Genomic DNA, 26,779 nt, shown 5'->3' on the forward strand with positions numbered 1-26,779 from the left:
CTCACCTCCCGCCGCACGGAGTCTCCGGCAGTCGATGAAAGCCAAGCCGAACCCTGCCAATGCCGCAACGCCAGCCGGTGCCGGCACCGACGAACCGGACCGTCCGGAAGGCAGCGTGCGGGCGCCGGCGCAGCAACCGGCCGCGTTACGGTGGCGACGCCTGCGCCACACGTTGTGGCGCGCCCGGCCGAGCCTGACGGCGTTCGTGTTCCTGCTGCTGAGCGGGGTGGTGCTGGCGGTGACGTGCTACGAGGTCGACCTGTTCGTCGCCGATGGCGCGCCGACCGTCGAGAACACGATCGAACTCGACGAGATGCTGTTGATCAGCACCGTCCTGCTGATCGGCATGCTCGCTTTTTCGATGCAACGCTACATTGCCCAGCGTCGCGAAATGCGGCGGCGCCTTGACGCCGAACGGCACGTGCGCGAGCTGGCTTACCAGGATCCGCTGACCGGCCTGCCGAACCGGCGTCAATTCGAGGAAGCGCTGGAGCTCGCAGCGGCTGCGCCGCCCGCGGCCGGCTCCGTCCATGCGCTGCTGATGCTCGATCTGAATGGCTTCAAATACGTCAACGACGTCTACGGTCACGACGCGGGAGACGCGGTGCTGATGGGCGTTGCGCAGCGCCTGCGGGCCACGCTGCGCGACGCTCAGCTCGCCGCCCGCCTGGGTGGCGACGAGTTCGTGCTGCTCGCGCGCGATCTGCTGGGCCCGGAAGCGGCGTCCAGCATCGCCCTTCGCATCCTGCAGGCGCTTGCGCAGCCGATCGTCGTCGACGGCATCGCACACACCATCGGCACCGGCATCGGCATCGCGCTGCTGCCTGCCGACGCGAGCAGCGGCGAGGAAGCGATGCGCAAGGCGGACGTTGCGCTGTACCGCGCCAAAGCCGAGCGTCGGCCCGCCTGGCGCTTCTTCGAGGAAGACATGGACCGGATGGTCCGCGAGCGCAAACGGCTGGAAGACGCGCTCAAGACCGCCCTTGCCGAAGACCGCATCGTGGCACGCTTCCGTCCATCCTATACGCTGCGCACCGGCCGCATCGCCGGCTTCGAGGCCCTGCCGCACTGGGTCGAAGCAGGCGGCGATGGGCCGCCGCCCGAGCGCTTCCTGCCGATCGCGGCGGAAACCGGGTTGATCCACGCGCTGGCGCTGCGTGTTGCCGAGCGCGCGTTCGACGCGGCACGGCAATGGCCGGTCGAGGTGACGCTTGCCCTGAACGTCCTGCCCGGTCAGTTGAGCGACCGCAACCTGCCCCGCACGCTGCTCGGCGCGCTGGCCCGCGCCGGTCTGTCGCCGCAACGGCTGCAGGTCGACATTGCGGAGAACATGGTCGTGCAGCAACTGCAAGCCACCCGCGCGCTGGTCGAACCGCTGCAGGCTGCCGGGGTGTCGGTGGCGCTGGATCATTTCGGCACCGGGTACTCGAACCTGTACCACATGCAGCAGTTGCGCTTCGACAAGGTGAAGATTGATCGACGACTGATCGAGCAACTGGACGGCAGCGGCGACGCCAAGCTGGTGCGGGCGCTGGTCGGCCTCGGGCACGGTCTCGGTGTGCCGGTCAGCGCGGACGGCCTGGACGCGTGCGAGGACCGCCGCGAATTGCTCAACTCGGGCGTACAGGAAGGCCAGAGCGGTGCGATCGCGCTGTCGGCCGAGCAGGCCTACGTGGCGGTGATGGCCGGCCCTGCCCGCTTACCGCACTGATTGCACTGATTGCACAGACTGGACCGACGCCGCCGGCTCGGCTGCAGCGCCGGTGCCACGTCGGCTTGCAGGCATACGCCAGTCGCCAAAGGTCAGTCGCCGAAGTCCAGCGCGGCGTCGACTTCGTCACCGACGGCCAGGCAGGCTGGAGCGCCGGCGCGCACCACCGCGTTCTGGCCGAAGGTCACGCCGCCGCCGACCCGGGGGTCGGCGCGGTAGGTCGAAAGCGTGTCGTTCGGTTCATGCGGCCAGTGCGGATCGCGCAAGCCGGTCAGCTGATCGATGCCGGGGATCGGGCAGCGCGCGCACGGCTTCACCAGCCGCAGGGTAACGTCGCGCTGCACCACGTCGAGCGTCGCCGCATAGTCCTCCTCATACGCGTCCCAGTCGCTCAGCACGACGTTGGCGCGAAAGCGGTCCATCGGAATGGCCGGCGCCCCCTTGCTCTGTAGGCGTGCGTTGAGATCGTGCAGCGACGCCTCGTTGGTCACGAGCAGCGGAAAGCCGTCGGCGAAACGGAATGGCACATCGACCGTCCCGACCCACTCACGGCTTGCCCAGCGCCGGGCCTCCGGTGCGAAGCGGACCAGCCGGACCGGCGCGCCGAGCGCATCCGAGAACCAGGCGGCCGCGCCGTCGCCCTCGTCGCGAGCCGGCATGGCGTCGCGCCACACGCTCACCTCGGGCACCGGGCGCGTCGGCGCGGGCTGCAACGCCAGCCGCAGCGGCTCGCGGCCTGGTATGGACACGTGCAGCATGCCGTCGCCCCCGCCCGCCGCGTGGCAGTCGCCTTCGAGGGTGGCCTGTATGCGGGCCATTGCCGGCAAAGTACGCTGCGACACGAAGCGCCCGGCGTCATCCACCAACATCCACTCACGGTCCCACGCAAGCCCGTGCTCGAGCAACGGCCAATGCGCGACGGTCATCGCCGCGCACGACTTGATTGGATAGAGATGCAGCGAGCGGATGCGGGGCATGAGAGGCAGCTGGGGCAAGGGTGGCAGGTGCGGCGGTCGGCGGGACCAGGGCGCGGCGTGCGTTGCGGCGTGCGGCCGGAGTCTAGCGCAATTGTAGGCGCGTCCTCCGGCCGGCACGCGCCGGCGTGCGCACGCGCGGCGCGTGGGCCGGCCCGCGCACCGGTGCAACGGCGGCCGGCCCACGCGCTACAATACCTGCCCCGCACAAGGCGCATCCAGGCGCCAGCCAACCCAGCCGGCCAACCAGCCGGCCGTACCGATGACCGCAGACCGCACCGCCGCCGACTCGAACACTTCGTCCGCCCCGGACCTCCTCGAGGACGCAGGGGATGAGCGCGTCCAGGAAGCCCGGCTGTGGCAGGACGACGGGTGGACCGCGCGCGTGATCAAGAACGAGGACGACGACGGCTGGGCGGTTTCGATGACCCTCGATGGGGAGCCGGAACCCGCGCTGGTCGGCCCGTGGACGATGGGCCGCGACAAAAAGAATCCCAAACCGCTCGACGCGGGCGCGTTCTCGGTCCTGGTCAAAACCGCTTACGAGGTGCGCCGGCGCCATGAACAACAGTTGCATGCGACGCTCAACAAGCAGGTCGACGTCGACGCCGAGTCTGGCCGCATCCGCGTCACGCTGCAGATCGTGCCCGACGAGTATGAGCCGTATGCGATGCTGCGCGCCTTCGACCCGTTCGGCGATACCCTGGCCGAGGTGCGCGTCGCGCCTAACTTCCGCCTGAATGTGGCAAGCGCTACCGCCTGGGTGGAAGCCGACTTTCGTCGCCCCGCCGACAGCTGACGCCCGGCGCGGTCTGCCCCACCTGCATCGGTGCGTGGTCGCGACCAACGCTGCCGTAGCCGCGCCTTGCGCGGCAGTCGTTGCGTGCCTGAACGCGCTGTCGAGCGTCGATCAAGCCTCTGCGTCAAGCCTCTGCGCGCTGCCCTCCTCCGGGGCGACGCCGGTGGCGGCTCGCCCGTCTGACCGCACAACGCGTGATGCCTGACGCTCGAACCTGACGCCGGACGCCGCCAACCTTACGCCTCCAACCCGACGTCTTACGCCTGATCCATACGCCTGCGCGTCGAGATGGCGGACGCCGTCGATATCACCAGATCCGCAAACCGCTTTTCATCGCGATCGGCCTGCCAGCGAGCGCGCGCCACCGCGATATTGACCGCACCGATGCCGCGTCCGTGAGCATTCGTCACGGCAGCCGCCGTTGAAATATCGGCGACAAAATACTCATCCTCGGTATGCGCATAGCCCTGCTTGCGGATCTGCGCCAGGCGCTCCTTGATCTTGCGCGGCTGATAAACGGTCGACGGCGTGAATGACACAAGGTTGGTGCGCGACAGGATATCCTCCACCTCGCCATCCTGGAACGTCGCGAGGATCGCCAGGCCGGGGGCCGTGCAATAGGCCGGCAGCCGCGATCCCGTGATCACGTGCGCATTGAACACGTTGCGGCTGACGATCCGCAGCACGAAGACGATGTCGGTATCGTCGAGCACTGTGAGGTTCGTCGCCTCTTCTGTTTCGGAGCCGAGTTGTTGCAGATACGGCGTCGCGCGGCTCACCAGCTCGTTGGAAATCAGATAGTGATAGGTGAAGTCGACCAGCTTTGGCGACAACTCGTACTTCCGACTGTCCGGATCCTTCAAGAGATAGCCGAGCGCTGCGAGCGTGAAGGTAAAGCGCTGCGTCGCGCTCATGTCGAAGTCGGTCAGCGCGGCAATTTCGGAGAGTGACAGTTGCCGCTTGCTGCCGTCGAATGCGGTGAGTACCTTCATCGCTTTTTCGACGGATTGCACGTAGAGCGACGACGCAGTGGGATCGATCCCCGGCTTCGCGCCGCGTGTGGCGGAAGCAGTGCGTTTGCGGGCAGGCTTGACTTGTGCAGGACTCACGTTCGGAAACCGATGTTGCTCGACTGAGCCATTATCGCATACCGCTAACGCGTCACTTTCAAGCGATAGCGCAGTTTGAAACGCCTGTTCACGCTATGGCAACGTGCGGTCTTCGCCGCTTTCAATGCTGCAGCCGATCCCACGCGTCGCCCGTGTCGCGCGACAAGAGATGCTTTCGAATGCGCTCGCTGGCGGTCAATTCGAATTGCGCGACCGCCCGGTAATATCGCGGCAACTGGAAGGCCGCCAGCCGCTCGCTGGCCCAGGCGTGCAAGCCCTCCCAGGTGACCGCGCCGTCCTTGAACTGCACGTTGAGCAAGATGTCCTGCTCGCCTACCGACGATGCCACCCCGATTGCCGCGCTCGCCTGCACCGCTGGATGCGCCGCGAAAATACGCTCGATTTCCCACGCCGATACGTTCTCGCCGCGCACACGCATGCTGTCCGTACTTCGGCCAATGAAGTAAAGATCACCGTCCGCGTCGCGCCGTGCGTGATCGCCCGTATGGAGTTTGCCATTGCGCAGCGCGCTTTGCGTCGCCTGTTCGTTGTTCAGATAGGTCGGCAGTAACGCGCCCTCCACCCGGCTCGTCAGCACGATCTCGCCGGGCTCGCCGATGCCCACCTCGCGGCCGTTTTCATCGAGCAGTTCGAGATCGAACCACGGCAAGGGCCGCCCGATCGAACCGGCCTTGTTGGTCGCATTCAAGGTTGCAAAGCTCGAGCATTCGGTCATGCCGTAGCACTCACGCAAAGCCACGTTGAAGCGCCGCTCGATGTCATGCCATGCCGATGCCGACACACCCGCACCCCACGCCACGCGCAACGTGTGCATTTTGGGCTCGGTGTCGGGCGCCAGTTGCATCAGGATATCGAGCACGCCGCCCAGATAATGCAGTTGCGTCGCCCCCGCGCGTTTCACCTGCTGCCAGAACTGCGACGCGGAGAAGCGCGGCACGATATGCAGGCTGACCGGCATCAGGAACGGCAACATGAGCATCTGCGCGCCGCCGATATGGCAAAGCGGCTCCCACATGAAAAGACGATCCTGCTCGCGCACGTCCGCCACCCGGAGGGCAGCCTCGCTGGCGATGCGCATCATCCGGTGCGTGAATACCACGCCCTTCGGCGCCCCCGTCGTCCCTGACGTGTATATGATGCAAAGCGGGTCGTGAATACCGATTGCAGGGGTCGTCGGCCTGGCGTTGCCGCTCACTCGGCTCGCACCGTCGAAGGCCGGCAAATGCACGCGCTTCGCGCCGGCGCAATCGATGTTTGCGCTGACTGCGTCGAATTCGTCGTCGATCAGGAAGAGCTTCGGCGCCGCGTCCTGCAGCACGTATTCGAGGCCCGCCGCGCGCAGCCGCGTGTTGACCGGCACCCAAACCAGTCCGCTGATCATCAGCGCGTAGATCAAATGAATGTGCTCGGGCCTGTTGCCGAGCATTACCGCGACACTGTTGCCTTGCACCAGCCCCTGTTCGTCGAACCAGGCCTGCCAATGCGCAATGTGTGCAAGCGCTTCGCCGCAGGTGATCGCGCAATCGTCGAACTGCAGGAAAGCGCGAGTGGGATCGGCGAACAGACCGGTGACGAGAAGCGGCACGCAATCTAGTTCGTCATGGGCATGACGATGCGGGAAATACTCTGAATACCGATGCATGGCTTGTCGTTCAGTAAAGCGAGGAATTGCGTAGTACACGTCACTGCAGGTCACCGCACGTCACCCCACGTCAGCGCGCCCGGTGCTTGAGCCATGACGACATGGCGATGACCACGGCGATCAGCACGATGAGCAGGGTCGACACCGCCGCGAGTGTCGGCGTGATGGCCAACTGGATGTCGTCCCACATCTGCTTGGGCAACGTGGTGTTAACGCCACCGCTCACGAAGATGGCAATCGTCAGGTCGTCGAAGGACACCAGAAAGGCGAACAGGAACGCGGCCGTGACGCTCGCCATCAACAGCGGCAAGACGACGGTCCGGATGCGCTGCAGCGGCGAGGCGCCCATGACACGCGCGGCGTCGTCCAGACGCCAATCGAAGCGTTGGAAGCCGGCCGCCAGCGTGACCACCACATACGGAATCGCCAGCACCGTGTGGCCGATGATCAGGCCCGTGTTCGTGCCGGTCAGACCGAAGCGGCTCAGCAGATACAACAGGCCGACCGCAACCACGATGCGCGGCACGATCAACGGCGCCACCAGCAGTGCGAAGAGCGGCTTGGTCGCGCGTTGCGGCATGCGCGTCATCGCGAGTGTCGCGCCGAAGCCCAGCACAAGGGAGAGCACCGCGGTACCGAAGCCGACCCCGAAAGAGCGGACGAACGCGCCCTGCCATACCGGCGAACTCGCGAAGGTGCCGAACCAGCGCAGGCTGAACAGCTTTGGCGGAAACGTGATGAAGTCGCTCCGGGTGAACGCATACGGAATGACCGACAGCACCGGCACCACCAGCACGACGAGCGTCGCCATCGTGAACAGACCGAGCGGACTGAAGACCCGCACGCCTTCGACCTGCGCCTGCACGCCGCCGCGTCGCCGCACGAGCGGCGCACATACGCGGCCAAGCGTCATCAGCAGAGCGAGTTTGACACCCTGCGCGCGGGACGCGCGCCGCTTGTCGCTGACCTCGCCCGTCAGCGACGCAAGGCCCACCATGCGGTCATAGACAAAAAAGATCGCGATCGAGCAGATCAGCAGCACGGTCGACAGCGCGCCCGCAAAGTGCATGTCGAACAGTTCAAGCACCGAAGAGATGACCAGTTGCGCGATCATCGTTTCGCGCGGCGAACCGAGGAGCGCGGGCACGATGAAGAATCCGAGGCTGGAGATGAACACCAGCAGACCGGCGGCCGCCACACCCGGCGACGACAGCGGCAAGAAGACCGTGAAGAAACTCGTGCTGCGTTCCGCGCCGAGGGTTTGCGCCGCCTGTCCCAGACGATCGTCTATGCCTCGCATCACGGGAAGCATCGTCATCACAGCGAGCGGCAGCATCGAGTGCACCATGCCGATCAGCACGCCCGTCAGCGACGGAATGGTGCCATTGGTCTGGTGGACGATGCCGAGCGCCAGCGCCATCGTCGAAAGCACACCGGTCTTGGACAGCAGCAGCATCCACGCGTAGGTCTTGACCAGGTAACTGGTCCAGAACGGCAGCATGATCCACAACAGCCAGCGTTCGCGCACGCGCTCCGACACCCGGCTCAGCAGATATGCCACCGGATAGCCAAGCGCCACCGAAAACGCGGCCGTCATGAATGAGATCGCAAAGGTGATCCACAGCACCTTTGCATAAACCGGCGTGCGCGCAATGCGCTCGTACTGAGCGAAGCCGAACGTGCCGTCGCTGGTAACGAGACCGCCCTGCAGAATTTCGCCCACCGGCACGATGAAGAACACCAGCAGGAACAGCAACGTCGGTACCGCCGGCAGGACGCGCAGCGATGCGGCCAGCCAGGCGCTGCGGCGGCGCGATGCGTTGGTCGGATGCACGCGTAAGGCGAGAGTCATAAACAATCCTTCAGCGATGGCTTGTCAGGCGTGCAGCAGCGTCGTGCGATACGGGTCCCAGGTCAGACCGACCAGGTCGCCGATGCGCGGGCTCAGCGTGCGCGAGCAGCGCGCGGTCAGCCCGCTGCCATCGGGCAGCGAGAGTTGCACATGCGTATCGCTGCCGAAGAACACCACATCGTCGATACGGCCATCGATAAAGCCCTGCTTCGGCTCGACGAACTCAAGCGCCTCCGGGCGCAGCAGCAAGACGTGACGCGACGACGGAGCCAGGTTCGCCGCGCGCGGCAGCGGCAGCCGCGCACCAGCGGCCAGCAGAATCGGTTCGCTGCCTGCAACGGCACCATCGGCAAGCGAGCCTTCCAGCAGATTCGAGTGGCCGATGAAACTGGCGGCGAAACGGGTGGCAGGCCGGTCATACAGATCAGACGGCGTGCCGATCTGCTCGATCCTCGCATCGTTCATCAGGCAAACGCGGTCGGAGAGCGTAAGCGCTTCGTCCTGATCGTGCGTGACATAGACGAACGTCGCGCCTAATTCCTTATGCAGACGGCGGATTTCCGCCTGCATATGCTCGCGCAGCTTCTTGTCGAGCGCACCGAGCGGCTCGTCGAGCAGGATCACCGAAGGCCGATAAGCGAAACAACGCGCAAGCGCGATACGTTGCTGCTGGCCGCCCGACAGTTCCTTCGGAAAACGCTTGCCGAACTCGCCCATGCGGACCATCGCAAGCGCGGCATCGACCGCGGTGCGTACTTCGTCGCGCGACCTCGAACGCATGCGCAGGCCATAGGCAACGTTGTCCCACACGCTCATATGCGGAAAGAGCGCGTAGCTTTGGAATACCATGCCGATGCCACGCTTTCCCGGATCGACGTGCGTGACGTCTTGTCCGGCGATCTCGATGCGGCCCGAGGTGGGCGCGACCAGCCCCGCGATCATCTGCAGCAGCGTGGTCTTGCCCGAACCCGACGGCCCCAGCAGCGTGAGAAATTCGCCAGCCTGCACGGTGAGGTCGGTCGGCTCGAGCGCGACGGTTTCGCCGTAACGCTTGCCGAGTCCGATCGCTTCTAGTTTTGCGCTCATCGCAGGGCCTCGCCTTCAGTGCGTCAGGAAATGATCCACGAGTTGAAGCGCTCGGTGACCTTCGCGCGGTTTTCCTGCCACCACTCTGGACTCGGCAGTCTCATCGACTTGATGTTCTCCGGCGCGGTCGGCAACAGCGACGCGCGCGCCGGCGGAATCGACTCGAAAGACTTCCGATTGGTCGGGCCGTAGGCGAGGGTCTGCGTAAGCACCGCCTGACGCTTGGCATCGGCGCAGAAACGTACGAACTGCTTGGCCAGTTCCGCACGCGGCGTGCCCTTCGGAATGCCCCAGCCTTCGATCGAATACAGCCCCTGGTTCCACACGATCGTCACCGGCGCGCCTGCATCCTTGGCCGACTGCGCGCGGCCGTTCCAGAGCGAAATCATGTCGACATCGCCGCTCTGAATGGCCTGCATCGACTGGGCGCCGGACGTCCACCAGATCGCGATGTGCGGCTTGATCCTGTCGAGGCTCTTGAACGCGCGATCGACGTCGAGCGGATAGAGCTTGTCGAGCGGCACGCCATCGGCGAGCAGCGCCTGCTCCAGGGTATCCAGCGGACTACGACGCAGGCAGCGGCGGCCGGGAAATTTCTTCACGTCCCAGAAGTCGGCCCACGACTTCGGACCGTTGTCCTTGAACTTGTCGGCGCGATATGCCAGCACGGTGGAGTACACGTCGACGCCGAGCCAGTCCGGCGTGATTGCCTCGGGCATCACGTCGGGGAAGTCCGACGCTTTGAGGCCGATCCGCTCCATCAAGCCCTTCTTTTCCAGATACGGAATGTCGGCGGAGAGGGTCAGCGTGGTGACGTCCCACACATAGTTCTTCGTCTTTACCATCGCTTCGAATTGCGCGACCGGCTGCGATTCACGCGCCACGCTCACCACCTTGATCCCAGTGGCTTTCTCGAACGGATCGTAGAAGGCTTGGCGATAAGCCGTCGTGTACGGGCCGCCCGGATCGGAAACGACAATCTGTTTGTCGTCCGCCCTGACCAGCGTCGGGATCGCACCGGCGAGCGCTAGTGCGCCCGCACCCTGTAGCATACGGCGCCGCTTTTCATCGAAGTTTTGCGTCATGGCTGTGATCTCCCGCCCACTGGCTGGGCCGGTGGCAAATGCATAGTGGTGTGGACGTATTGCAGCTTTCTACTTGGCCCGCTTGCGGAAGAACGCTTCCATCATGCGCGCGGGCTCGCCGGAGTCGTAGGCTTCGCGCTGAATGCGGATGCCGGCTTCGATACAGCTCTGGAAGCCTTCTTCCGTCATTTCACGGAAACGCTGTTTGTCCAGACGCATCGCGACCGGCGGCTTGTTGGCGAGATCGGTGGCGATTTCAAGCGCTTTTTCAAACACCTTTTCCTCCGGCACGATGTGATGGATCAGGCCGATCTGCTTGCATTCGTCGGCATCCATCAGACGGCCCGTCAACGTCAGTTCGATGGTTCGCGACATGCCGAGCATCGAATTCATGATCCATGGACCCGTGGTGCTGGCGATGCCCGCGTTGATTTCGGGCTGCCCCATGCGCACGGCTGGATGGGCGACCCGAATGTCGCCGAGCAGCGCAACCTGAAAGGCCGAGCCTGCGGCCGTGCCATTGAGCGCCATGACCAGCGGCTTCTTCAGGCCGCGCAGCACGGCGTAGTAGCGCTGCCATTCCTTGACCCACGCCACCGCACGTTCGCCGTCGAAGTCATGCGCTTCCGACAGGTCCTGCCCAGCCGAGAACGCGCGGTTGCCCGCGCCCGTCATGATGATCGCGGCGACGTTGTCATCCGCATCGAAGCGTTCGAGCGCATCGATGATCGCGTTGCGCATCGGCGTGGTCCACGCGTTCAGCTTGTCGGGACGATTCAATGTGACGACAGCCACGCGGCCGTGGCTGGAGAGAAGGATGTCCTGGCTCATGTTTATCTCATAGCAATAGTTTATATGCTTATTCCAATATATGTTGATCAAAAATAACCTGCAAGTGCGGCTGCGGTCTTCCGAGACGTTCAATCAGCTAGCGTTTTCCCTGAGCTGCCGACTATTTTTGTCACGCATATCCTGGCTCCGTAATCTTCCATCGATAAGTGTTATTTCTATTCGATAGTTCTTACCCAACAGGCAAGTTCCGGAGCAGCGATGCGACTGACCGATGCGGCAAAAAAGATGCTGGATGGCGAGCAAGGCGCAGCAAAGCGGCTTGCGATGGATTCGCTGGTGAAGTTCGGCGACGCGTACGACGCCGAAGAAATGGTCAGCATCGGCTACGCACACGTGGCTGCCGGCCAGCCGCTCTATGCGGGCGATATGGAACAGCTCGAGGCCTTGTCGGAACTGGGTGCCACCGTGGTCGTGCCAACTTCGGTCAACATCGCCAATGCGGACATGAGCCGCGGCCGGTTGATGCATGCCCCGGACAAGCTCGTTGATCTGCAGCGTCGCTCCGAACCGGTGCACCGCCGGATGGGCAGCGATGCGTGCTATACCTGCACGCCCTACTGGGCGGGCCACTGGCCGACGTGGAACACGCATATGGTGTCCCTCGAATCGACCGTCACGATTTTCTGCAACTCGGTGCTCGGCGCGAAATCGAACCGTGACGGCTACTTCGCGATCTACGCGGCGATGACCGGCTTCTACCCGAAGATGGGCTACCACCTCGACGAAAACCGGCGCGGAACGCATCTTTTCAAGATCGAGGCGGACCTGCAGAACGCCAGCGACTTCGGGTGCCTTGGCTATCATATCGGGCTGCGCGCACGCAGCGGCGTGCCGGTCATCGAAGGCTTCGCGCGGCGTCCCACGCTGGACGAACTCGATGCGATGGGCGCTGCGATCGCCACCTCCGGCGGCTCGGCCATGTTCATCGTTCCCGGCGTCACGCCGCCCTACGCCGATGTGAGCGATGCGTTCGCCGGTACGTCGCCGGAGGCAATTGCCGTGACGTCGTCGGATATCGCGGCGGTCTATGCCGCGTTCGCGCCCGCGGATGACACACGGCCTAGCATCGTCCATCTCGGTTGTCCGCACGCATCCATGCAGGAAATGCGCGAATACGCCGCGCTACTCGATGGCAAGCGAATTCACGCCGATGTCGAGCTGTGGATCACCACCAGCCGCGTGGTGCGTCAGATGGCGCAGGAAGCGGGACTGAGCGAGGTGCTGGAACGCGCCGGCGCGAAGGTGCTCTCCGATACCTGTCCGATCATGTGTCACCTGTCGCGCATCATGGCGCCGGACCCAAAACACGGCCTGCCGGCGCCCGCTGCAACGCGCTGCATCGTGGTGGATTCGGCCAAGCAGGCGAAGTACGTGCGTGACACCGTGCACTGCGATACCTTCCTGACTGGCACCGCCGAAGCCGTGCGCAGTGCCATCGAAGGGCGGCTCGTGGCCCGCAGCGGAGGCGTCGCGTGATAACGCTAGCCGTCAAGACACTCGTGGCCGGTGCGTTCGACGGCACGTCGATGGTGTCGACAAGGCCGCTGTCATTCTTCGGCGATGTCGAGGTGCAGACCGGCGCGATCGTGACGGAGAGCAGCGATCTGCGCGGACGACGTGTGTCGGGACGCGTACTTTGTCTGCCATTCACGCACGGATCGGCCGGCGCGTGGCGGGTGCTGCAACAGTTGCGCACGCACGGCACTGCACCGCTCGGCATTGTGGTGCGCGACCTGCCCGACCCGTCCGTAATCCAGGGGGCGATTCTCGCGGAACTACCGGTGCTGCGCTTGCTGGTCGCCGCCGACTACGATCGGTTGCAGGAAGGCGCGCGCCTTTGCTTCGACGCCTCGAGCGACATGCTGCGCGTGAACTGACCACGACAACCGAAGGAAACGCGTTGCTTATCCTGTCCGAAACCGAGCTCGCGTCGATGTCGTTCGACGCCCATGCACTTGTCGATGCACTCGATGCCGCTTTCCGATGCGGTCCCGAGCAATCGATCACCGGACTCAAGGCGCAGACGCCCGGTATCGATGGCGGCGTTTTTCAGGCCTTGCCCGCAGTGCTCGCGAACGAGCGACGGGCGTCGCTGAAGTGGATCAGCGTCGCCGGAGGCGAGTGTGCGGGGCCACGCATTCGGACCACGACACTGTTCTCCGATGCGGTGACGGGTGAAACGCTGGCGCTGATGTCATCGTCCAGACTCACGGCAATTCGCACCGCGGCGATGTCCGCCCTTGCCGCACGGCATCTATGGCATGCCGATCCGGCGAGAATGGCAAGTGGGAACCTGAGCATCGGTTTTCTCGGCTGCGGCGTGCAGGCCCTTGCGCATCTGGACATGTTCGCAAGTCTGTATCCGCAGATTCGCACGGTCCTTGCGCACGCCCCTTCATCGGGCGAGCGTTTCGCCGAGCAGGCGCGCGCTCGCGGTTTCAACGCCTATGCCGAGCGGGACGCGGCGCGCGTGATTCGCGAAGCGGACCTCGTCATCTCGTCGGTGCCGATGCGCGCCGGCCAGCTCGCGCCGCACTACGATGCAACCATGCTCAAGCCCACTGCATTCGCCAGTTTCGTCGATCTGGGCCGCCCGTGGATTCCGCTCGACCTCGATACGCGACAGCCTGTCTTCACGGATTATGTCGTGCAGTCCGACAGCCTCGTTAGGCAAGGGAAAATGAAATTCGTTGCCCGCTTCGCAGGCGACTTATACACACTCGCGCGCGGCGAGCATTGCTTGGCGGACGGGCAGGCCGCGATCTACGTATTCGGCGGCCTTGGCATGTGCGACACGGTAATCTCGCAGATCGCCTACCGGCAGGCTTTGTCGTCGGGTATCGGTACGCATGTCGAAATCGCCTAGCCCTGCGCAACGCGCGCCATATCGGCGTTTGCCTGGGCGACACGCGACATTGCCGGGACCGGAGTCGGGAGTCGGGCGGCAGCGATCCACTCGACACGCTGCAGATGGCCATGTACGGCGATCTCGACGCGCCCGTGCTCGCCGCCGTGACGACGCGTGACAAGGCCGCAACGACGGCGCAAAGATGGGGCAACGATGGGGCAACGACGGTACGGCCATCTTCGCTGCGCGCGATTGCCTGCGATCGGCTGCCCGCGCTGTGCCGGGCCCGTCTGCTTGGTTGCGACGACGTAAAGCTCGCCGAAGTGGGCCGTGGCGCCTGTCAATTCAAGGTGCGGCTGTACCGCAAGGCGGTTCCGGGACCCGCACTCGGCGATATCGGGCAGTAGTCGCGCAGCAGCCGCAACGGTCCACTGCGGCGGGCCACTGCGGCGGGCCGGCGCAATCGGCCGCCGGACCCGGCTGCCACGATGGGCAGCCTGTTGCGTCCTACTGCTCGAACAGCTGCGGCCCGATGTCGGCCACGCGCTGCACGCCACAGAGCTGCATCGTCCGCCTCAATTCGTCGTGCAGCAGATCGAGCGCCCGGTTCGCCCCGGCCTCGCCGTCCGCGCAGACGCCGAACAGTGTTGCGCGGCCGACCAGGACCGCCCGCGCGCCGAGCGCAAGCGCCACCACGATGTCCGAGCCGCGCCGGATGCCGCCGTCCAACAACACTTCGACCCGATCGCCAACCGCGGCGGCGATGGCCGGCAGCGCGGCCAGCGTCGCCAGCCCGGCATCGAGCTGCCGACCGCCGTGGTTGGACACAACCAGCGCATCCGCGCCGCAGTCGACCGCGCGCCGTGCATCATCGCGATGGACGATGCCCTTGACGATCAGCTTGCCCGGCCAGCGCGCACGAATTTGCGCCAGCCCGTCCCAGTCGAACGCCGGGTCATAGCTGCGGCCGACCGACGAAGCGAGCGCCCCCGCGTCCACCGTCTGCTTTTCGAGGCCGACCAGGTTCTTCATCACCGGCAGGCCTTGCAGCAGCATCGGCAGCGCCCATCCCGGCCGCGACGCGAAGTCAAGCATGTTGCGGCCGGTGTAACGGAACGGAACCGCGAAGTCGTTGCGAAAATCGCGCTCGCGCTTGCCCCCCACCGCGAAGTCGACCGTGATCATCAGCGCTTCGTAGCCCGCCGCGGCGGCTCGGTCGATCAGCGCCTCGGTGAACGCGCGCTTGCGCAGGATGTAGCACTGAAACCAGCGCCGTGCCGGGCCGCCGGGCGCCGCGATCTCCTCGATGGACGCGGTTGCGGAGGTAGACAGGCTATATGGGATGCCGTGGCGGCCGGCCGCGCGCGCAATGGCCAGATCGCCGCCACGCCATCCGAAGCCGACCGCGCCGGTCGGCGCGATCGCCAGCGGCATCTCGCTCGGCTGTCCGAGGACCGTGCTCGTCAGGGACACCTGACTGACGTCGCGCAGCACGCGCGGCACCAGCGCATGCGCGCGGTATGCCGAGCAATTGCCGGTCAGCACCCGCTCGTCCTCGGCACCGCCGTCGAAGAAATCGAACACCGCGCGCGGCAGGCGGCGCTGCGCGAGACGCCGCAGGTCGGCGATCGAATGCGCGCGGGCGCTGATGCTCAAGCGACCTCCTCGAAGACCTTGTCGGCCATCACCTGACAGCGTTTGATGAGGCGCGGCTCGTCCGGTCGATAGTCGGCGACTGCATTGTGGATGGTGCCGATGTTGTCCCACATCAGCACGTCGCCTACCTGCCAGTCGTGTTTGTAACGGTACTTGTCCTGCAACTGGTGTTCGAACAGGAACGCCAGCGTTCGGACGCTTTCCTCCTCCGGCAGTTCGTTGATGCGCATTGCATAGCCCGGATTGGCATAGAGGACCTTGCGTCCGGTGATCGGGTGCCGAAGGAACACCGGATGCGAGACCGGCGGCTTCGCGGCGCGTTGCGCGGGCGTCAGCGGCGGCCGTGTGCTTCCCTTCTCGCGGCGCATCATTTCCCAGAACTTGTTGAAGTCGTGTTCGATCGTCATGCCGTCGAGCCGCGTCTTCAGCGCATCGGGCAGCTCGTCGTATGCCGCATGCATGTTGCAGAACTCGGTATTGCCGAGCGAGCGCCCGTCGCGAAACGGGATTTCGATGCCGTACAGAATGTTGGTGAAGGCGATCGTGCTGCTGTATGACATATCCGTATGCCAGCTCTGCCCTGCGTCGGACAGGCCGATCGGCTTGCCGTCGCGAACAATGTTGGACAGAATCATCACCTCCGGGATGCCCGGTTCCTGATAGCTGTTCGCGACGTTGATTTCCAACGTGCCGAACAGCGCGGCGAAGCGCTTCAGCGCCGCGGCATCGAGCTGCTGGCGCGGATACCAAAGCACACCGTGTTCGCCAAGCGCGCGCCTGAGACACGCGAAGGTGTCGGCATCGATCGGCTTCGCCAGATCAATGTCTTCGACGCAAGCACCGAGTGTCTTGCCAGTGGGCTGAATGATCACGTTGACGTTCCTCCGATAGGCGTAGGCGTGTCGTCAGCCGGACGTAGCGCGGCGACGAATTCGAATTCGGTGCTGAGCTGCTGCTCGGCCAGCAGCCAGATGTCGCCATGCAGACGAAAACGGCTCCGGACGCGATTAATTCGATACGGCTGCACCGTCCGCGCCGGGGCCGACGAACTGCCGAGGTCGGCGCTGCCAATGTCGGCGCGGTAAGCAGTCATGTACGACTCGGTGGCCACCTCGGTCGGCAGGCGAGGCGTCGCACCGGGCGCGCCGTCGCGCGCCTTGGCAGAGCCGGCGTCGGCTTCGTTCACGAAGGTATTGCTGATCAAATGGGCGACGCGTTGCGTCCGCGGCCTGAGCGCCAACGCGGCACGCACCGCGTCGGGGCCGTCGAGCCACCGCCCCTGGCGCAGCCAGCGAAAGTCGTCGGTGCAGCAGGCCAACAGGCCCGCATAGTCGAAGCCGTCGAGGCAGTGGAAGAAGCGGTGCAGGGTCTGCGCGAGGGCGTCAAGACCCGGCCCCGCCGCGGAAGTCGGTGTCGGCACGATCGTCTCCATTTGCTGGCTGCTTCGCGGGCGGCAGGCTCAGCGTTGCGGCCATTGTAGGAAGGCCGTGCGCTGCCAGTAAGCCTGGCAGCTGCGAACAATCTGTTTCCATAACGAGAACGCCGCGAATGCGCGCAAAGGCGCTCAGCGGGTGATCCCTTACACACTCTCGCGCCACGCGGCCGACATCGGTGAAATCCCTAGGGCGTTTCGCCCGCGTCATCGAACGCTGTCACGCCGCAGCCATCGCCAGGGGCAGCGGCACCAGCCCGCGGGGATCCGTGCAACGCGTTTCCATATCGAGAACAGTGTGTTTCCGAGACGACACGCCGCTGGCTGTTTTTAAGCGCACTAGAATCCGCTCAGGACGTCGCATTGATCGCCGTCCGACGCGTTGCCGTCGCGTCGAAAACAATGGAGACATCACGTTGCCGCAGCTGCCCGCCCGCATCGGGTCCAACCCCGCACGCCCGATCCTCATCGTGCCGACCGTGCCGATCGTGCCGACCCTGCCGAATGTTCTGAACGTGCAGTCACGCGCCGAGGTCGCGCGCAGGGCGCCGCTGTGCGCGGCCTTCCGATAGCGTTGGCCCGTCTAGAGCGCGCGAAGCGCTTCCCCGTTCCGCCTGCGAGTGAGACTTCGATGGCTGCCACCACCCCGCCCGACCTTGCTGCGAGCGCTGCTCGCAACGACATGCCCACCGCGCGCCAGCGGCGTCAAGCCATCATCGCGACCACCATCGGCAACGGTCTCGAATGGTTCGACTTCACGGTCTACACGGCCTTCGCGGTCATCATCTCGAAACAGTTCTTTCCAACCGGCAATGCAGTGACCTCGCTGCTGCTGACCGTGGGTGTATATGGTGCGGCGTTCGTGATGCGCCCCGTCGGCGCGGTCGTGTTCGGGATCTACGCCGACCGGGTCGGGCGCAAGCCTGCACTGTCCCTGTCGGTGCTGATGATGGCCTTCGGCACCGCGCTGATCGGCGTCGCGCCGACCTACCAAACCGGCGGCCTGATCGGTCCGTCGATGCTGGTGTTCGCCCGGCTGCTGCAAGGCTTCTCGGCCGGCGGCGAGATGGGCAGCGCCAGCGCCTTCCTGCTGGAATTCGCGCCGGCCGGCCGCAAGGCGTTCTATTCCAGCTGGATTCAGTCGAGCATCGCGATGAACATTGTGCTGGGCGGCGTGATCGGCTCGTTCGCGACCATCGTGCTGTCGCACGACCAGCTCTACAGCTGGGGCTGGCGCATTCCGTTTCTGCTGGGCGTGGCGATCGGGCCGATCGGCTTCTACATCCGACGCCACGTCGACGAGAGCCCGGTCTCCGCGCACCTGGGTGAACAGGCGAAGGCACGCTCGCCCTTCCTCGAGGTCTGGCGCACCTATCCGCTGCAGGTCGCGGCGAGCTTCGCGCTGGTCGCTTTGTGGACGACCTGCACCTATGTCTACATGCATTACCTGCCGACCTACGTGGTCACCGTACTGCATCGGCCGCAGAAATTCGCGTTCCTGTCCGTGGTCGTCGGCGGGTCGATCTTCATGGCGTTGGCTCCGGTGATCGGTGCGATCTCGGACCGGGTCGGCTACCGTCGCTTTCTCGTCTGGTCGTCGGCGGTCATTTTCGTGACTGCCTATCCGATGTTCTCGGCCGTCACCGCGTATCCGACCCTGCCGACGCTGATGCTGTTCTCGATCGTGGCCGGCATCTTCAGCGCCTGCTATACCGGCCCACTGCTTGCCGCCCTGTCCGAGATGTTTCCGCCGCAGGTGCTGGCCACCGGCATTGCCGTCTCCTACAACCTCGCGGTAACGGTATTCGGCGGCTTTGCGGCGTTCTTCATTACCTTGCTGATCTCGCTCACGCACTCGTCGCTGTCGCCCGCGTTCTACATGATGTTGGCGGCGGCCATGAGCTTCGTCGGCAGCCTGGCCGTCAAACGCTGAGTCCTCGTCTGGATCTTGGGAGCATCGCAATGGATCGCCTGCGTTGTATCGAAGTCTTCATCGAGGTCGCGCAGGCCGCCAGCTTCTCGGCGGCCGCGCAGCGCCTCGGCATCTCGAAAGGCAACGTCACCAAGCACGTGGCATGGCTCGAACAGACGCTCGGCGTGCAGTTGCTGCTGCGCACCACCAAGAGCGTAAGCATCACCGAGGCTGGCATGGCATTGCTCGAAAGCGGCGAGGCAATGCTTGAACAGATGTCGGAGGTCGAGGGGCGGCTGCGCGGCTCGGTGGGCGGGACGCGCGGCATCCTGCGCGTCGGCACGCCACCGTCGTTCGGTGCCCACCACCTGGTGCCAGTCGTGACTGCGTTTGCCGACAGCAATCCCGACATGCAGGTTCTGCTCTATCTCGACGACGGCAGCCTCGACCTAGTCGGCGAACGGCTCGACCTGACGATCCGCATCGCACCGGCCTTGAAGGACACCAGCTACGTTGCAATCAAACTCGCGCGCGTGCCGCAGTGCCTGGTCGCGTCGCCCCGCTATCTCGCCTTGCGCGGCACGCCGCGCACGTTGGACGAACTCGGCGCTCACGACTGTCTGGTCAACACCACGAAGTCGCCGACCGGGCTGTGGACCTTCGGCGAAGGCGAGGCCGCGCGCTCGATCCGTCCGAAGGGATCGGTGCGCGCGAACTTCGGCGAACCGTTGCTGCACGCGGCACGTCTCGGCCACGGCATCTCGATGCACCCACGCTACATGATCGAGGACGACGTACGCGATGGCCGACTGGTCATCGTGATCCCCGACAGCGCGCCGATCGGACTGGATGTCTATGCGATGTATCCGAGCCGGCGCCACCTGCCGTCGCGGGTCAGGACCTTCATCGATTTCCTGCGCGAGCGCATCGGCGACCGCGAGGATTGGTCCGGTGCCGCGGTCGCCGACACCACATCGCCTGGCCGACTGCGCAGCGTCGGCAACTGAACTCGGCAGCCCGACAACCCTTGGAGACAGGTGAAATGGATACGAGCGGACCGATAGCCGCGCAGACTTCTGCACGCTCCCCCGCAAGGCACGTCGCGATCACCGGCGGTGCGAACGGCATCGGCGAGGCATGCGCGCGGCTGGCGCGCGCCAGCGGCTGGCGTGTCGTGATTCTGGATCGAGACGAGGACGCCGGCGCCGCCGTTGCCGCCGACCTGGGCGGCACGTTCCATCGACTCGACCTGCTCGCCTGCGACGCGCTCGAACCGTTGCGCGACGAGATCGAAGCCAGTGCGGGCCCGATCGACGCGCTGATCAATTCCGCCGGCATTTCTCAACCCACCGCCCCGCCCTCCGCCCTGCCGCTGGATGTCTGGGACCAGGTACAGCGCACGCACCTGCGCGGCAGCTATCTGACGTGCCGGGCTTTTGGCTCCGCCATGGCACAACGCGGTGGTGGTGCGATCGTCAATATCGCGTCCATCGCCGGCATGCGTTCGGTGCCGCTCCATTCATACGGCCCAGCCAAGGCGGCGATCATCGCGATGACGGCCGGCCTGGCGGCCGAATGGGGTCGCTCGGGCGTGCGCGTCAACTGCGTCTCGCCGGGTTTCACGCGCACCGCACGCGTCGAGCGCCGCTTGGTGGCAGGCGAGCGCGATCCCGAGGCCTACCGGGATTCGGCGCTCGGGCGCATGGTCGAACCCGACGAGGTCGCGCAAGCCTGCCTGTTCCTGCTTTCCAGCCAGGCCTCCGGCATCACCGGCGTCAACCTGCCTGTCGACTGCGGCTGGCTCGTCAGCGGCCCGTGGCAAGCCTTCGGCGGTCTGCGGCAAGCCTACGCGCCCGGTGCGGAGCGCGACAGATGAGCGTCAGCCCGCGCGCGGCGCCAGGCGCCGCTACCCACGGCACCAAGGCCACGGCTGACGGCTGGCGCGCCGCGATGCGCGGCATCCTGGCACCCGCCGACCTGATCGAGGACCAGGACGCGGCCACGCCGTTCTGCGTCGACTGGTTCGGGCGCTATGCCGGGCGAGCTCGCGCGGTCGCCCTGCCGCGCAACACGGACCAGGTCGCAAGCGTCGTCAAGGCGTGCGCCGACCATCAGGTACCGATCGTGCCGCAGGGCGGCAACACCGGGGTGTGCGGCGGCGCGGTGCCCAGCGCCGGCGGCGACGCGTTGCTGCTGAATCTTTCACGCATGAACCGGGTGCGGGAGATCGACGCGGTGTCCGACGTGATCGTGGTCGAGGCCGGCTGCATCCTCGCCGACGTGCAGCAGGCCGCGGCGGCGGCCGGCCGACTGTTCCCACTGTCGCTCAGCACCGAAGGCAGTTGCCAGATCGGCGGCAATCTGTCGACCAATGCCGGCGGCACCGCCGTCGCGCGATACGGGACCGCGCGTGAACTGACGCTCGGCGTCGAGGTCGTCCTGCCTGACGGCCGCATCTGGGATGGACTGCGGCGTACTCGCAAGGACAGCAGCGGTTATGACCTGGCCACCGCCTTTGTCGGTGCGGAAGGCACGCTGGGCATCGTGACCGCAGCTTCGCTGCGCCTGTTTCCGCCGATCCGCGAATCGGCGCTTGCCTGGGTCGGCTTCGATCATCCGCAGCAGGCGCTGGCGCTGCTCGCCGCGCTGCGCGACCGCTTCGGCACGCGGGTCAGCGCCTTCGAACTGTTGTCGCGCAGCCTGGTGACGTTGATCGGACGCCATCTGCCCGACGCCCCGGCGCCGCTGAAGCCGGCGCCGGCCTGGGCCGCCCTGGTCGAACTTGGCGACACATGGCACAGCGGCGGTCTGATGGACGCGCTGGAGACCGCGCTGGCCGACGCGGCCGACCACGGCCTGCTGAGCGATGCCGTCCTCGCCCAGACCGGTGCGCAAGCCGACGCGTTATGGCGCATCCGGCACGCCGCCACCGATGCGATGAAGGGCGCCGGCGTCACACTGACACACGACGTGGCGGTGCCGCTGTCGCGGGTGCCTGTTTGCATCGAGCGGACCGGCGCAATGCTTGCCGAGCGCTACCCCACCGCCGTCGCAACAGTCGTCTCGCATCTGGGCGACGGCAACATCCATCACAACGTCACCTTTTCGCCGGGCGACTGGGCCGCAATGCCCGACGCCGGCGCGGCCCGCGACGCGATCAGCGACGCGGTGCTGGAAATCGCCGTCGAACTCGGCGGCACTTTCGTGGCGGAGCACGGCATCGGCCAACGCTACCTTCACGCTGCGGCCCGCTTCAAGTCACCGCTGGCGCAGGAACTGGCGCGACGGCTCAAATCGGCATTCGATCCGCATGGCCTGCTCAATCCGGGTCGCTTGATCGTCCCCGAATGAGCCGATGGCCGATGGCCGACGCCCACGCGCCGGCGAAGCCACCCCGATGAATCACAGGAGTCAGACCATGGGAAAAATCGTAGTACTTACCGGTGCGGCGTCGGGCATCGGCCGGGCCAGTGCGACGCGTCTCGCTGCCGCGGGCTGGACCGTCGTGATGCTCGACCGGGCATTCGACACAGCGTGGCGCGCCGTCGATGCGCGCAGCTTCGCGATGCACTGCGACGTGTCGGAGCCGGCCTCGGTCGAAGCCGCATTCGCTGCAATCGACACGCAACTGGGCACGATCGACGCACTGGTCTGTTCGGCCGGCACCTTGCGCATCGGCGCCATCGTTGACATGTCGATCGCCGATTTCGACGCGCTCTACCACGTCAATACGCGTGGCGCGTGGCTGGTGGCTCGCGCAGCCGTCCAACTGATGCGCAAGCGGCGCGATCCGGCGGCGCTACGGCGCATCGTTTTCGTCGGCTCGATCTCGGCGATCCGCCCGAAGGTCGGCAACGGCGCCTACGGCGCACAGAAGGCGGCACTGCACACCCTGACGGGCGTAATGGCCGCGGAACTCGGCGGCGAAGGCATTCTCGTCAACGCAGTCGCACCGGGCACGGTCGACACACCGATGATCCAGGCGATGCAGGACGCGTCGCAGACCGGGCGCTACCGGCCCTCGGGCACGTCGCCGCTCGGCCGCGTGGCCCAGCCAGAGGACGTGGCCGCGGTCATCGAGTTCTACCTGGGCGACCAGTCGAATTACGTGACCGGGACGGTCATTCCCGTCGACGGCGGCACCCGCGCGGCGTTTGTGCCGCCCGCCGCCTGAAAACGCTGCCCGAGGACATGGCCCGAGGTCGCCGCTCTAGGACACGGCCCGGAGACACGGCCTGGGGCGCGCTGCCTTCACACGCGACCAGCACCTGCCCGAAGCCGCAGCACGGTGCGAGCCGCAATTCCGAGAACGATTGATCCGATGAAGATCGCACGATATCAGCACGAGGGCGTCATCCGTTACGGCGTGGTCGAAAGCGAGAGGCTGCAAGCCCTCGCGGCGCCCGGCAAGGACGACGACGTGATCCGGCTTCTGGCCGCGCTGGCGCGTGGCGACGCGCCGGAGGCCGCGGGCTGGCGGCGTGCGTCCGCGTCGGGGGACCGCGGTGTCTCCTTCGACGAGGTGACGTGGCTGCCGCCGATCGCCCTGCCGGGCAAGATCATCGGCGTAGGCCGAAACTACGACGACCATGCCAGCGAAATGGCAGTCGAGACGCCCGACGTTCCGAAGCTTTTCATGAAGTGGCCCGGCGCAATGATCGGGCACCAGGGCGAGATTCGCCATACCGCCGAGGTTCGGCAGATGGACTACGAGGTCGAGGTCGCCGTGGTGATCGGCAAGACCGCGCGTCATGTGCCGGTCGAGGCGGCGACGCAGTACATCGCGGCATTCACGATCCTGAACGATGTCAGCGAACGGGCGCTGCAGATGATGCCGAAGGCCAATTCGACCAGCTTCGGCAAAAGCCTCGACACGTTTTGCCCGATCGGCCCGTGGCTCGTGACGCGCGATGCGATGCCCGCGCTTGACGACATCACGCTGCAGTGCTGGGTGAATGGCGAGCGCCTGCAGCATGGCCACACCAGCCGGATGATCTTCGACATCCCGACGCTCATCGCCTATCTGAGCCGCTTCATCACATTGGAAGCCGGCGACATCATCGCCACCGGCACGCCGGCCGGCGTCGGCATGTTTCGCAAGCCGCCGCGCTGGCTGCAGCCGGGCGACGCAATACGCATGGAGGTCAGCGGCATCGGCACGCTCGAAAACAGGGTCGTGGCCGCATAAGGCCGGCTTCAGACACCAGACCGTCAGCGCGTGCCCGACATGTCGTCGACGCCGCGCAAGAGACGGCAATTCCGCACCGGGCGGTCATGCCCGGGGCATCAAGGCTGACGCGATGCGTCGCACAAGGAGACGAAGATGTCCAACACCGATGGCCGCTACGACCGGCCCGCGCTCTGGCGCGTCTGTACCGCGGCGGTTGCTGGATCCGCGATCGAAGGTTTCGACTTCCTGGCCTATGGAACGGCTTCGGCCCTGGTCTTCGGCAAGGTATTCTTCGCCAATCTGGATCCGGTGACCGCCACCATCGCCTCGTTCGGCACCTTCGCCAGCGGGCTGCTGGCCCGGCCGATCGGCGGACTGATCTTCGGCCACTACGGCGATCGAATCGGACGCAAGACCATGCTGTCCGTGAGCCTGATCCTGATGGGTGTGTCCACCTTCCTGCTCGGGCTGGTGCCGAGCTACGCCGCGATCGGCGCGTGGGCGCCGATCCTGCTCGTCTTGCTGCGCGTGTTGCAGGGCATCGCGTTCGGCGGCGAGTTCGGCGGCGCGATCCTGCTGGCCGTCGAGCATGCGCCGCCACGGCTGAAGGGCTTTCTCGGCGCGCTGCCGCTGGCCGGCTCTCCGGTCGGGCTTCTGATGTCGGCCGTCTCGTTCGCACTGGTCACCCGGCTGCCTGAAAGCGACTTCCTCAGCTGGGGTTGGCGTCTGCCGTTCATCGCCAGCGTCGTGCTGGTGATCGGCGGCTATTACATCCGCTCTTCCCTGCCCGAGACGCCGGACTTCGTCGAGGTGCAGGCGCACCACCAGACCGCGCGCATTCCGTCGCTCGACGTCTTGCGCGACCACTGGCGCCTGCTCGTGCTGACCATCGGCAACAAGATGGGCGAGGTCACGATCTACTACACGATCACGGTTTTCCTGATCGCCTATGCCGGCCAGCTCGGCTTCAGCAAGGCCGACACGTTGCAGGCGCTGATGACCGGCGCGGCCTGCCAGATCGTTGGCATGGTCAGCGCCGGCTGGCTGTGCACCAAGATCGGTGCACGCAATGTCTCGCGCATCAGCGGCATCGCGATCGCGGTGTCGATCACCGCGCTGATCGCGTTGGTCGAATTGCGTACGCCGCTCTACCTGACGCTGGCGGTGTCGATTGCCCTCGGCGTCGTGCACCCGCTCGCCTATGCATCGCAAGCCGCGTTCTACAGCGCGCAATTTCCCGCCGAACTGCGCTACTCGGGCCTGTCGCTCGGGCTGCAACTCGGCGCGGCGATCGGCGGCGGCATCGCGCCGATCGTGGCAACCAAGCTCAGCGCGGCATATGGCAGCCTGACACCGGTCGCGCTCTACGTCGGCGGCATCGGCCTGCTCGCTTCGCTGTGCGCCCACCTGATGCTGCCCACCGAGAGCGACGCCGCGTTCGGCGGTCGCGCCGATGCCTCGCGGCGCAAGGCGATATGAGGCCGCGCGCCTTCCGTTTCATCCCCGCAGGAGACACAGACATGCAGAACATCGACCATTTCAAGGTAGCGCCCGCGGATGTACGTTACGTCGGGACGGATCTCAGCCGCCCCGAATGCATCATTGCCGAACGGGACGGCACGCTGTGGATCGCCGACAACCGCGGCGCGATCACGCATATCGAAGCCGGCAGCGGCAAGCAGCGGCTGTTCGGCCCGCAAGAGGGCGTGCCCAATGGCATCGCGATGACACGCGACGGCGAGTTCATCGTCGCCGACATCGGCGCAGGCGTCGTGTATCGGATCGATCGCGACGGCAACAAGCGAATCGTGCTTGACAGCTACGAAGGCAAGCGCCTCGGCGCGGTCAACTTCGTCTACCTCGACGACTGGGACCGCCTGTGGGTCGCGGTCTCGACCATCACCGAACCGCGCTCGGCTGCCTTGAACAGCGTCGTGCCCGACGGCTACGTCCTGTTGATGGACCCCGAGGGGCGCAACCCGCGCCGCGTTGCCGACGGACTGCGCTTCACGAACGAAGTGCGCGTCGACGCGCGCGGTGAGTTCCTGTACGTGGCCGAGACCACCGCGGGCGGCATCAGCCGCTACCGCATCGGCCCGGATGGCAGCCTGTCAGGGCGCGAAACCTTTGGCCCGATGCCGCTCTTCGACGGCGCCAAGGTCGATGGCATCGCCTTCGACGCCGACGGCAACCTGTGGGTCACCGAGATCACGCGCAATCAACTGGTCGTGCTCAAGCCAGACGGCACCGCCATCACCGTGTTCGACGATCCGGACGGCAAGACGATCGACTTTCCGACCAGCGTCACCTTTGCCGGCGAGGACCTGCGAACCGTCTATGTGGGTTCGCTGAAGATGCGCAGTGTCGCGTCGTTCCAATCGCCGGTGGCCGGCGCACCGATGCGCCATTGGCGTGGCGACGTGACCGCCACGGCCTGAGCCAGCCGCGAACCGGTTGCGCGCAGCCAGCGCGGCGGGGCGCGTCACGGCGCGGCCCGCGGCCACCGCGCAGCGCGCACAGCCCGCTTCGGATCAACGAGCCGCTTTTCGAGACCGCGTCGCGGCGTCCACAGCCATGTCGAGCCGCAGGGAACGCATGGCGGATGGCGGATGGCGGATGGCGGATGGCGA

At 65.8% G+C, this 26,779-nt stretch carries 25 protein-coding genes; 15 read left to right on the top strand and 10 right to left on the bottom strand.

What is annotated here, in order from left to right; genetic code table 11:
- Positions 1-34 precede the first annotated feature (34 nt).
- Positions 35-1,711: a putative bifunctional diguanylate cyclase/phosphodiesterase gene (locus BLU54_RS18910; protein WP_170845227.1), complete on the top strand. Its 1,677-nt coding sequence runs from the start codon at positions 35-37 to the stop codon at positions 1,709-1,711.
- Positions 1,712-1,803: 92 nt separating this feature from the next.
- On the opposite strand, the gene BLU54_RS18915 is transcribed toward BLU54_RS18910, so the two are convergent.
- Complete coding sequence (locus BLU54_RS18915; RefSeq protein WP_091911897.1) at positions 1,804-2,688, bottom strand: MOSC domain-containing protein; 885 nt, start codon at positions 2,686-2,688, stop codon at positions 1,804-1,806.
- A gap of 259 nt (positions 2,689-2,947) precedes the next feature.
- On the opposite strand from BLU54_RS18915, the gene BLU54_RS18920 reads away from it, so the two are divergent.
- Entirely contained in the window at positions 2,948-3,484 is a 537-nt protein-coding gene (locus BLU54_RS18920; protein WP_091911899.1) for a hypothetical protein, read from the top strand.
- Positions 3,485-3,741: 257 nt separating this feature from the next.
- Here BLU54_RS18920 and BLU54_RS18925 read toward each other — a convergent pair whose 3' ends face one another.
- The 6 genes from BLU54_RS18925 to BLU54_RS18950 form a co-directional block, all read right to left on the bottom strand.
- Positions 3,742-4,593: an IclR family transcriptional regulator gene (locus BLU54_RS18925; protein ID WP_407919442.1), complete on the bottom strand. Its 852-nt coding sequence runs from the start codon at positions 4,591-4,593 to the stop codon at positions 3,742-3,744.
- A 121-nt stretch (positions 4,594-4,714) separates the two neighbouring features.
- Positions 4,715-6,256, bottom strand: a complete 1,542-nt coding sequence (locus BLU54_RS18930; RefSeq protein WP_091911901.1) for an AMP-binding protein — start codon at positions 6,254-6,256, stop codon at positions 4,715-4,717.
- A 70-nt stretch (positions 6,257-6,326) separates the two neighbouring features.
- Positions 6,327-8,108: an ABC transporter permease subunit gene (locus BLU54_RS18935; protein ID WP_091911903.1), complete on the bottom strand. Its 1,782-nt coding sequence runs from the start codon at positions 8,106-8,108 to the stop codon at positions 6,327-6,329.
- Positions 8,109-8,132: 24 nt separating this feature from the next.
- Positions 8,133-9,194, bottom strand: a complete 1,062-nt coding sequence (locus BLU54_RS18940) for an ABC transporter ATP-binding protein (protein WP_091911905.1) — start codon at positions 9,192-9,194, stop codon at positions 8,133-8,135.
- Between the two features lie 23 nt (positions 9,195-9,217).
- On the bottom strand, positions 9,218-10,279 hold the full coding sequence (locus tag BLU54_RS18945; RefSeq protein ID WP_091911907.1) for an ABC transporter substrate-binding protein: 1,062 nt from the start codon (positions 10,277-10,279) through the stop codon (positions 9,218-9,220).
- A 69-nt stretch (positions 10,280-10,348) separates the two neighbouring features.
- Entirely contained in the window at positions 10,349-11,110 is a 762-nt protein-coding gene (locus BLU54_RS18950; RefSeq protein WP_091911909.1) for an enoyl-CoA hydratase/isomerase family protein, read from the bottom strand.
- A gap of 219 nt (positions 11,111-11,329) precedes the next feature.
- Between BLU54_RS18950 and BLU54_RS18955 the strand changes: the two genes are divergently transcribed.
- The 4 genes from BLU54_RS18955 (at position 11,330) to BLU54_RS18970 (ending at position 14,386) form a co-directional block, all read left to right on the top strand.
- Positions 11,330-12,607, top strand: coding sequence for an aconitase X catalytic domain-containing protein (locus BLU54_RS18955; RefSeq protein ID WP_091911911.1), 1,278 nt, complete (start codon positions 11,330-11,332; stop codon positions 12,605-12,607).
- Positions 12,604-13,008 carry an aconitase X swivel domain-containing protein gene (locus BLU54_RS18960; protein ID WP_091911912.1) on the top strand — a complete coding sequence of 135 codons (405 nt, stop codon included), beginning with the start codon at positions 12,604-12,606 and terminating at the stop codon, positions 13,006-13,008. Before BLU54_RS18955 ends, BLU54_RS18960 begins: the two co-directional genes overlap by 4 nt.
- 23 nt (positions 13,009-13,031) lie before the next feature.
- Positions 13,032-13,997, top strand: coding sequence for a hypothetical protein (locus BLU54_RS18965; protein ID WP_091911914.1), 966 nt, complete (start codon positions 13,032-13,034; stop codon positions 13,995-13,997).
- A 110-nt stretch (positions 13,998-14,107) separates the two neighbouring features.
- Entirely contained in the window at positions 14,108-14,386 is a 279-nt protein-coding gene (locus BLU54_RS18970; RefSeq protein WP_139169759.1) for a hypothetical protein, read from the top strand.
- A gap of 100 nt (positions 14,387-14,486) precedes the next feature.
- Here BLU54_RS18970 and BLU54_RS18975 read toward each other — a convergent pair whose 3' ends face one another.
- The 3 genes from BLU54_RS18975 to BLU54_RS18985 are packed head-to-tail and all read right to left on the bottom strand — an operon-like array spanning position 14,487 to position 17,055.
- Entirely contained in the window at positions 14,487-15,635 is a 1,149-nt protein-coding gene (locus BLU54_RS18975) for an alpha-hydroxy acid oxidase (protein ID WP_235838031.1), read from the bottom strand.
- A complete protein-coding gene (locus BLU54_RS18980; protein WP_091911919.1) occupies positions 15,632-16,507 on the bottom strand; it encodes a TauD/TfdA dioxygenase family protein in 876 nt (291 codons plus the stop codon). Before BLU54_RS18980 ends, BLU54_RS18975 begins: the two co-directional genes overlap by 4 nt.
- Positions 16,504-17,055: a nuclear transport factor 2 family protein gene (locus BLU54_RS18985; protein ID WP_235838032.1), complete on the bottom strand. Its 552-nt coding sequence runs from the start codon at positions 17,053-17,055 to the stop codon at positions 16,504-16,506. The genes BLU54_RS18980 and BLU54_RS18985 overlap by 4 nt, the downstream gene beginning before the upstream one ends.
- A 428-nt stretch (positions 17,056-17,483) precedes the next feature.
- Between BLU54_RS18985 and BLU54_RS23865 the strand changes: the two genes are divergently transcribed.
- The 9 genes from BLU54_RS23865 (at position 17,484) to BLU54_RS19025 (ending at position 26,587) form a co-directional block, all read left to right on the top strand.
- Positions 17,484-17,639 carry a hypothetical protein gene (locus BLU54_RS23865; protein WP_170845228.1) on the top strand — a complete coding sequence of 52 codons (156 nt, stop codon included), beginning with the start codon at positions 17,484-17,486 and terminating at the stop codon, positions 17,637-17,639.
- 59 nt (positions 17,640-17,698) lie between these two features.
- Positions 17,699-19,000, top strand: a complete 1,302-nt coding sequence (locus BLU54_RS18990) for an MFS transporter (protein WP_407919443.1) — start codon at positions 17,699-17,701, stop codon at positions 18,998-19,000.
- A gap of 29 nt (positions 19,001-19,029) precedes the next feature.
- Positions 19,030-19,986 (top strand): LysR family transcriptional regulator, encoded by a 957-nt coding sequence (locus BLU54_RS18995; RefSeq protein WP_091911926.1) that lies wholly within the window; start codon positions 19,030-19,032, stop codon positions 19,984-19,986.
- A 35-nt stretch (positions 19,987-20,021) separates the two neighbouring features.
- The gene (locus BLU54_RS19000) at positions 20,022-20,855 is read left to right on the top strand and encodes an SDR family NAD(P)-dependent oxidoreductase (protein ID WP_091911929.1); all 834 of its coding nucleotides are present in this window, start codon (positions 20,022-20,024) and stop codon (positions 20,853-20,855) included.
- Complete coding sequence (locus BLU54_RS19005; protein ID WP_091911934.1) at positions 20,852-22,330, top strand: FAD-binding oxidoreductase; 1,479 nt, start codon at positions 20,852-20,854, stop codon at positions 22,328-22,330. The genes BLU54_RS19000 and BLU54_RS19005 overlap by 4 nt, the downstream gene beginning before the upstream one ends.
- 67 nt (positions 22,331-22,397) lie before the next feature.
- Positions 22,398-23,153 (top strand): SDR family NAD(P)-dependent oxidoreductase, encoded by a 756-nt coding sequence (locus BLU54_RS19010; protein WP_170845229.1) that lies wholly within the window; start codon positions 22,398-22,400, stop codon positions 23,151-23,153.
- A gap of 147 nt (positions 23,154-23,300) precedes the next feature.
- Positions 23,301-24,167 carry a fumarylacetoacetate hydrolase family protein gene (locus tag BLU54_RS19015; RefSeq protein WP_091911939.1) on the top strand — a complete coding sequence of 289 codons (867 nt, stop codon included), beginning with the start codon at positions 23,301-23,303 and terminating at the stop codon, positions 24,165-24,167.
- A 135-nt stretch (positions 24,168-24,302) separates the two neighbouring features.
- Positions 24,303-25,628, top strand: coding sequence for an MFS transporter (locus BLU54_RS19020; RefSeq protein WP_091911941.1), 1,326 nt, complete (start codon positions 24,303-24,305; stop codon positions 25,626-25,628).
- Between the two features lie 41 nt (positions 25,629-25,669).
- The gene (locus tag BLU54_RS19025) at positions 25,670-26,587 is read left to right on the top strand and encodes an SMP-30/gluconolactonase/LRE family protein (protein WP_091911943.1); all 918 of its coding nucleotides are present in this window, start codon (positions 25,670-25,672) and stop codon (positions 26,585-26,587) included.
- Positions 26,588-26,779: the final 192 nt, after the last annotated feature.

Source organism: Chitinasiproducens palmae (assembly GCF_900095735.1).
Taxonomy (GTDB): Bacteria; Pseudomonadota; Gammaproteobacteria; order Burkholderiales; family Burkholderiaceae; genus Chitinasiproducens; species Chitinasiproducens palmae.

What these genes read in the sequence shown, in the direction of transcription:
- BLU54_RS18910 (WP_170845227.1), top strand. Translation starts at nt 35, where the DNA reads ATGAAAGCCAAGCCGAACCCTGCCAATGCCGCAACGCCAGCCGGTGCC.
- BLU54_RS18915 (WP_091911897.1), bottom strand. Translation starts at nt 2,688, where the DNA reads ATGCCCCGCATCCGCTCGCTGCATCTCTATCCAATCAAGTCGTGCGCG.
- BLU54_RS18920 (WP_091911899.1), top strand. Translation starts at nt 2,948, where the DNA reads ATGACCGCAGACCGCACCGCCGCCGACTCGAACACTTCGTCCGCCCCG.
- BLU54_RS18930 (WP_091911901.1), bottom strand. Translation starts at nt 6,256, where the DNA reads ATGCATCGGTATTCAGAGTATTTCCCGCATCGTCATGCCCATGACGAA.
- BLU54_RS18935 (WP_091911903.1), bottom strand. Translation starts at nt 8,108, where the DNA reads ATGACTCTCGCCTTACGCGTGCATCCGACCAACGCATCGCGCCGCCGC.
- BLU54_RS18940 (WP_091911905.1), bottom strand. Translation starts at nt 9,194, where the DNA reads ATGAGCGCAAAACTAGAAGCGATCGGACTCGGCAAGCGTTACGGCGAA.
- BLU54_RS18945 (WP_091911907.1), bottom strand. Translation starts at nt 10,279, where the DNA reads ATGACGCAAAACTTCGATGAAAAGCGGCGCCGTATGCTACAGGGTGCG.
- BLU54_RS18950 (WP_091911909.1), bottom strand. Translation starts at nt 11,110, where the DNA reads ATGAGCCAGGACATCCTTCTCTCCAGCCACGGCCGCGTGGCTGTCGTC.
- BLU54_RS18955 (WP_091911911.1), top strand. Translation starts at nt 11,330, where the DNA reads ATGCGACTGACCGATGCGGCAAAAAAGATGCTGGATGGCGAGCAAGGC.
- BLU54_RS18970 (WP_139169759.1), top strand. Translation starts at nt 14,108, where the DNA reads ATGTACGGCGATCTCGACGCGCCCGTGCTCGCCGCCGTGACGACGCGT.
- BLU54_RS18990 (WP_407919443.1), top strand. Translation starts at nt 17,699, where the DNA reads ATGGCTGCCACCACCCCGCCCGACCTTGCTGCGAGCGCTGCTCGCAAC.
- BLU54_RS18995 (WP_091911926.1), top strand. Translation starts at nt 19,030, where the DNA reads ATGGATCGCCTGCGTTGTATCGAAGTCTTCATCGAGGTCGCGCAGGCC.
- BLU54_RS19000 (WP_091911929.1), top strand. Translation starts at nt 20,022, where the DNA reads ATGGATACGAGCGGACCGATAGCCGCGCAGACTTCTGCACGCTCCCCC.
- BLU54_RS19005 (WP_091911934.1), top strand. Translation starts at nt 20,852, where the DNA reads ATGAGCGTCAGCCCGCGCGCGGCGCCAGGCGCCGCTACCCACGGCACC.
- BLU54_RS19010 (WP_170845229.1), top strand. Translation starts at nt 22,398, where the DNA reads ATGGGAAAAATCGTAGTACTTACCGGTGCGGCGTCGGGCATCGGCCGG.
- BLU54_RS19015 (WP_091911939.1), top strand. Translation starts at nt 23,301, where the DNA reads ATGAAGATCGCACGATATCAGCACGAGGGCGTCATCCGTTACGGCGTG.
- BLU54_RS19020 (WP_091911941.1), top strand. Translation starts at nt 24,303, where the DNA reads ATGTCCAACACCGATGGCCGCTACGACCGGCCCGCGCTCTGGCGCGTC.
- BLU54_RS19025 (WP_091911943.1), top strand. Translation starts at nt 25,670, where the DNA reads ATGCAGAACATCGACCATTTCAAGGTAGCGCCCGCGGATGTACGTTAC.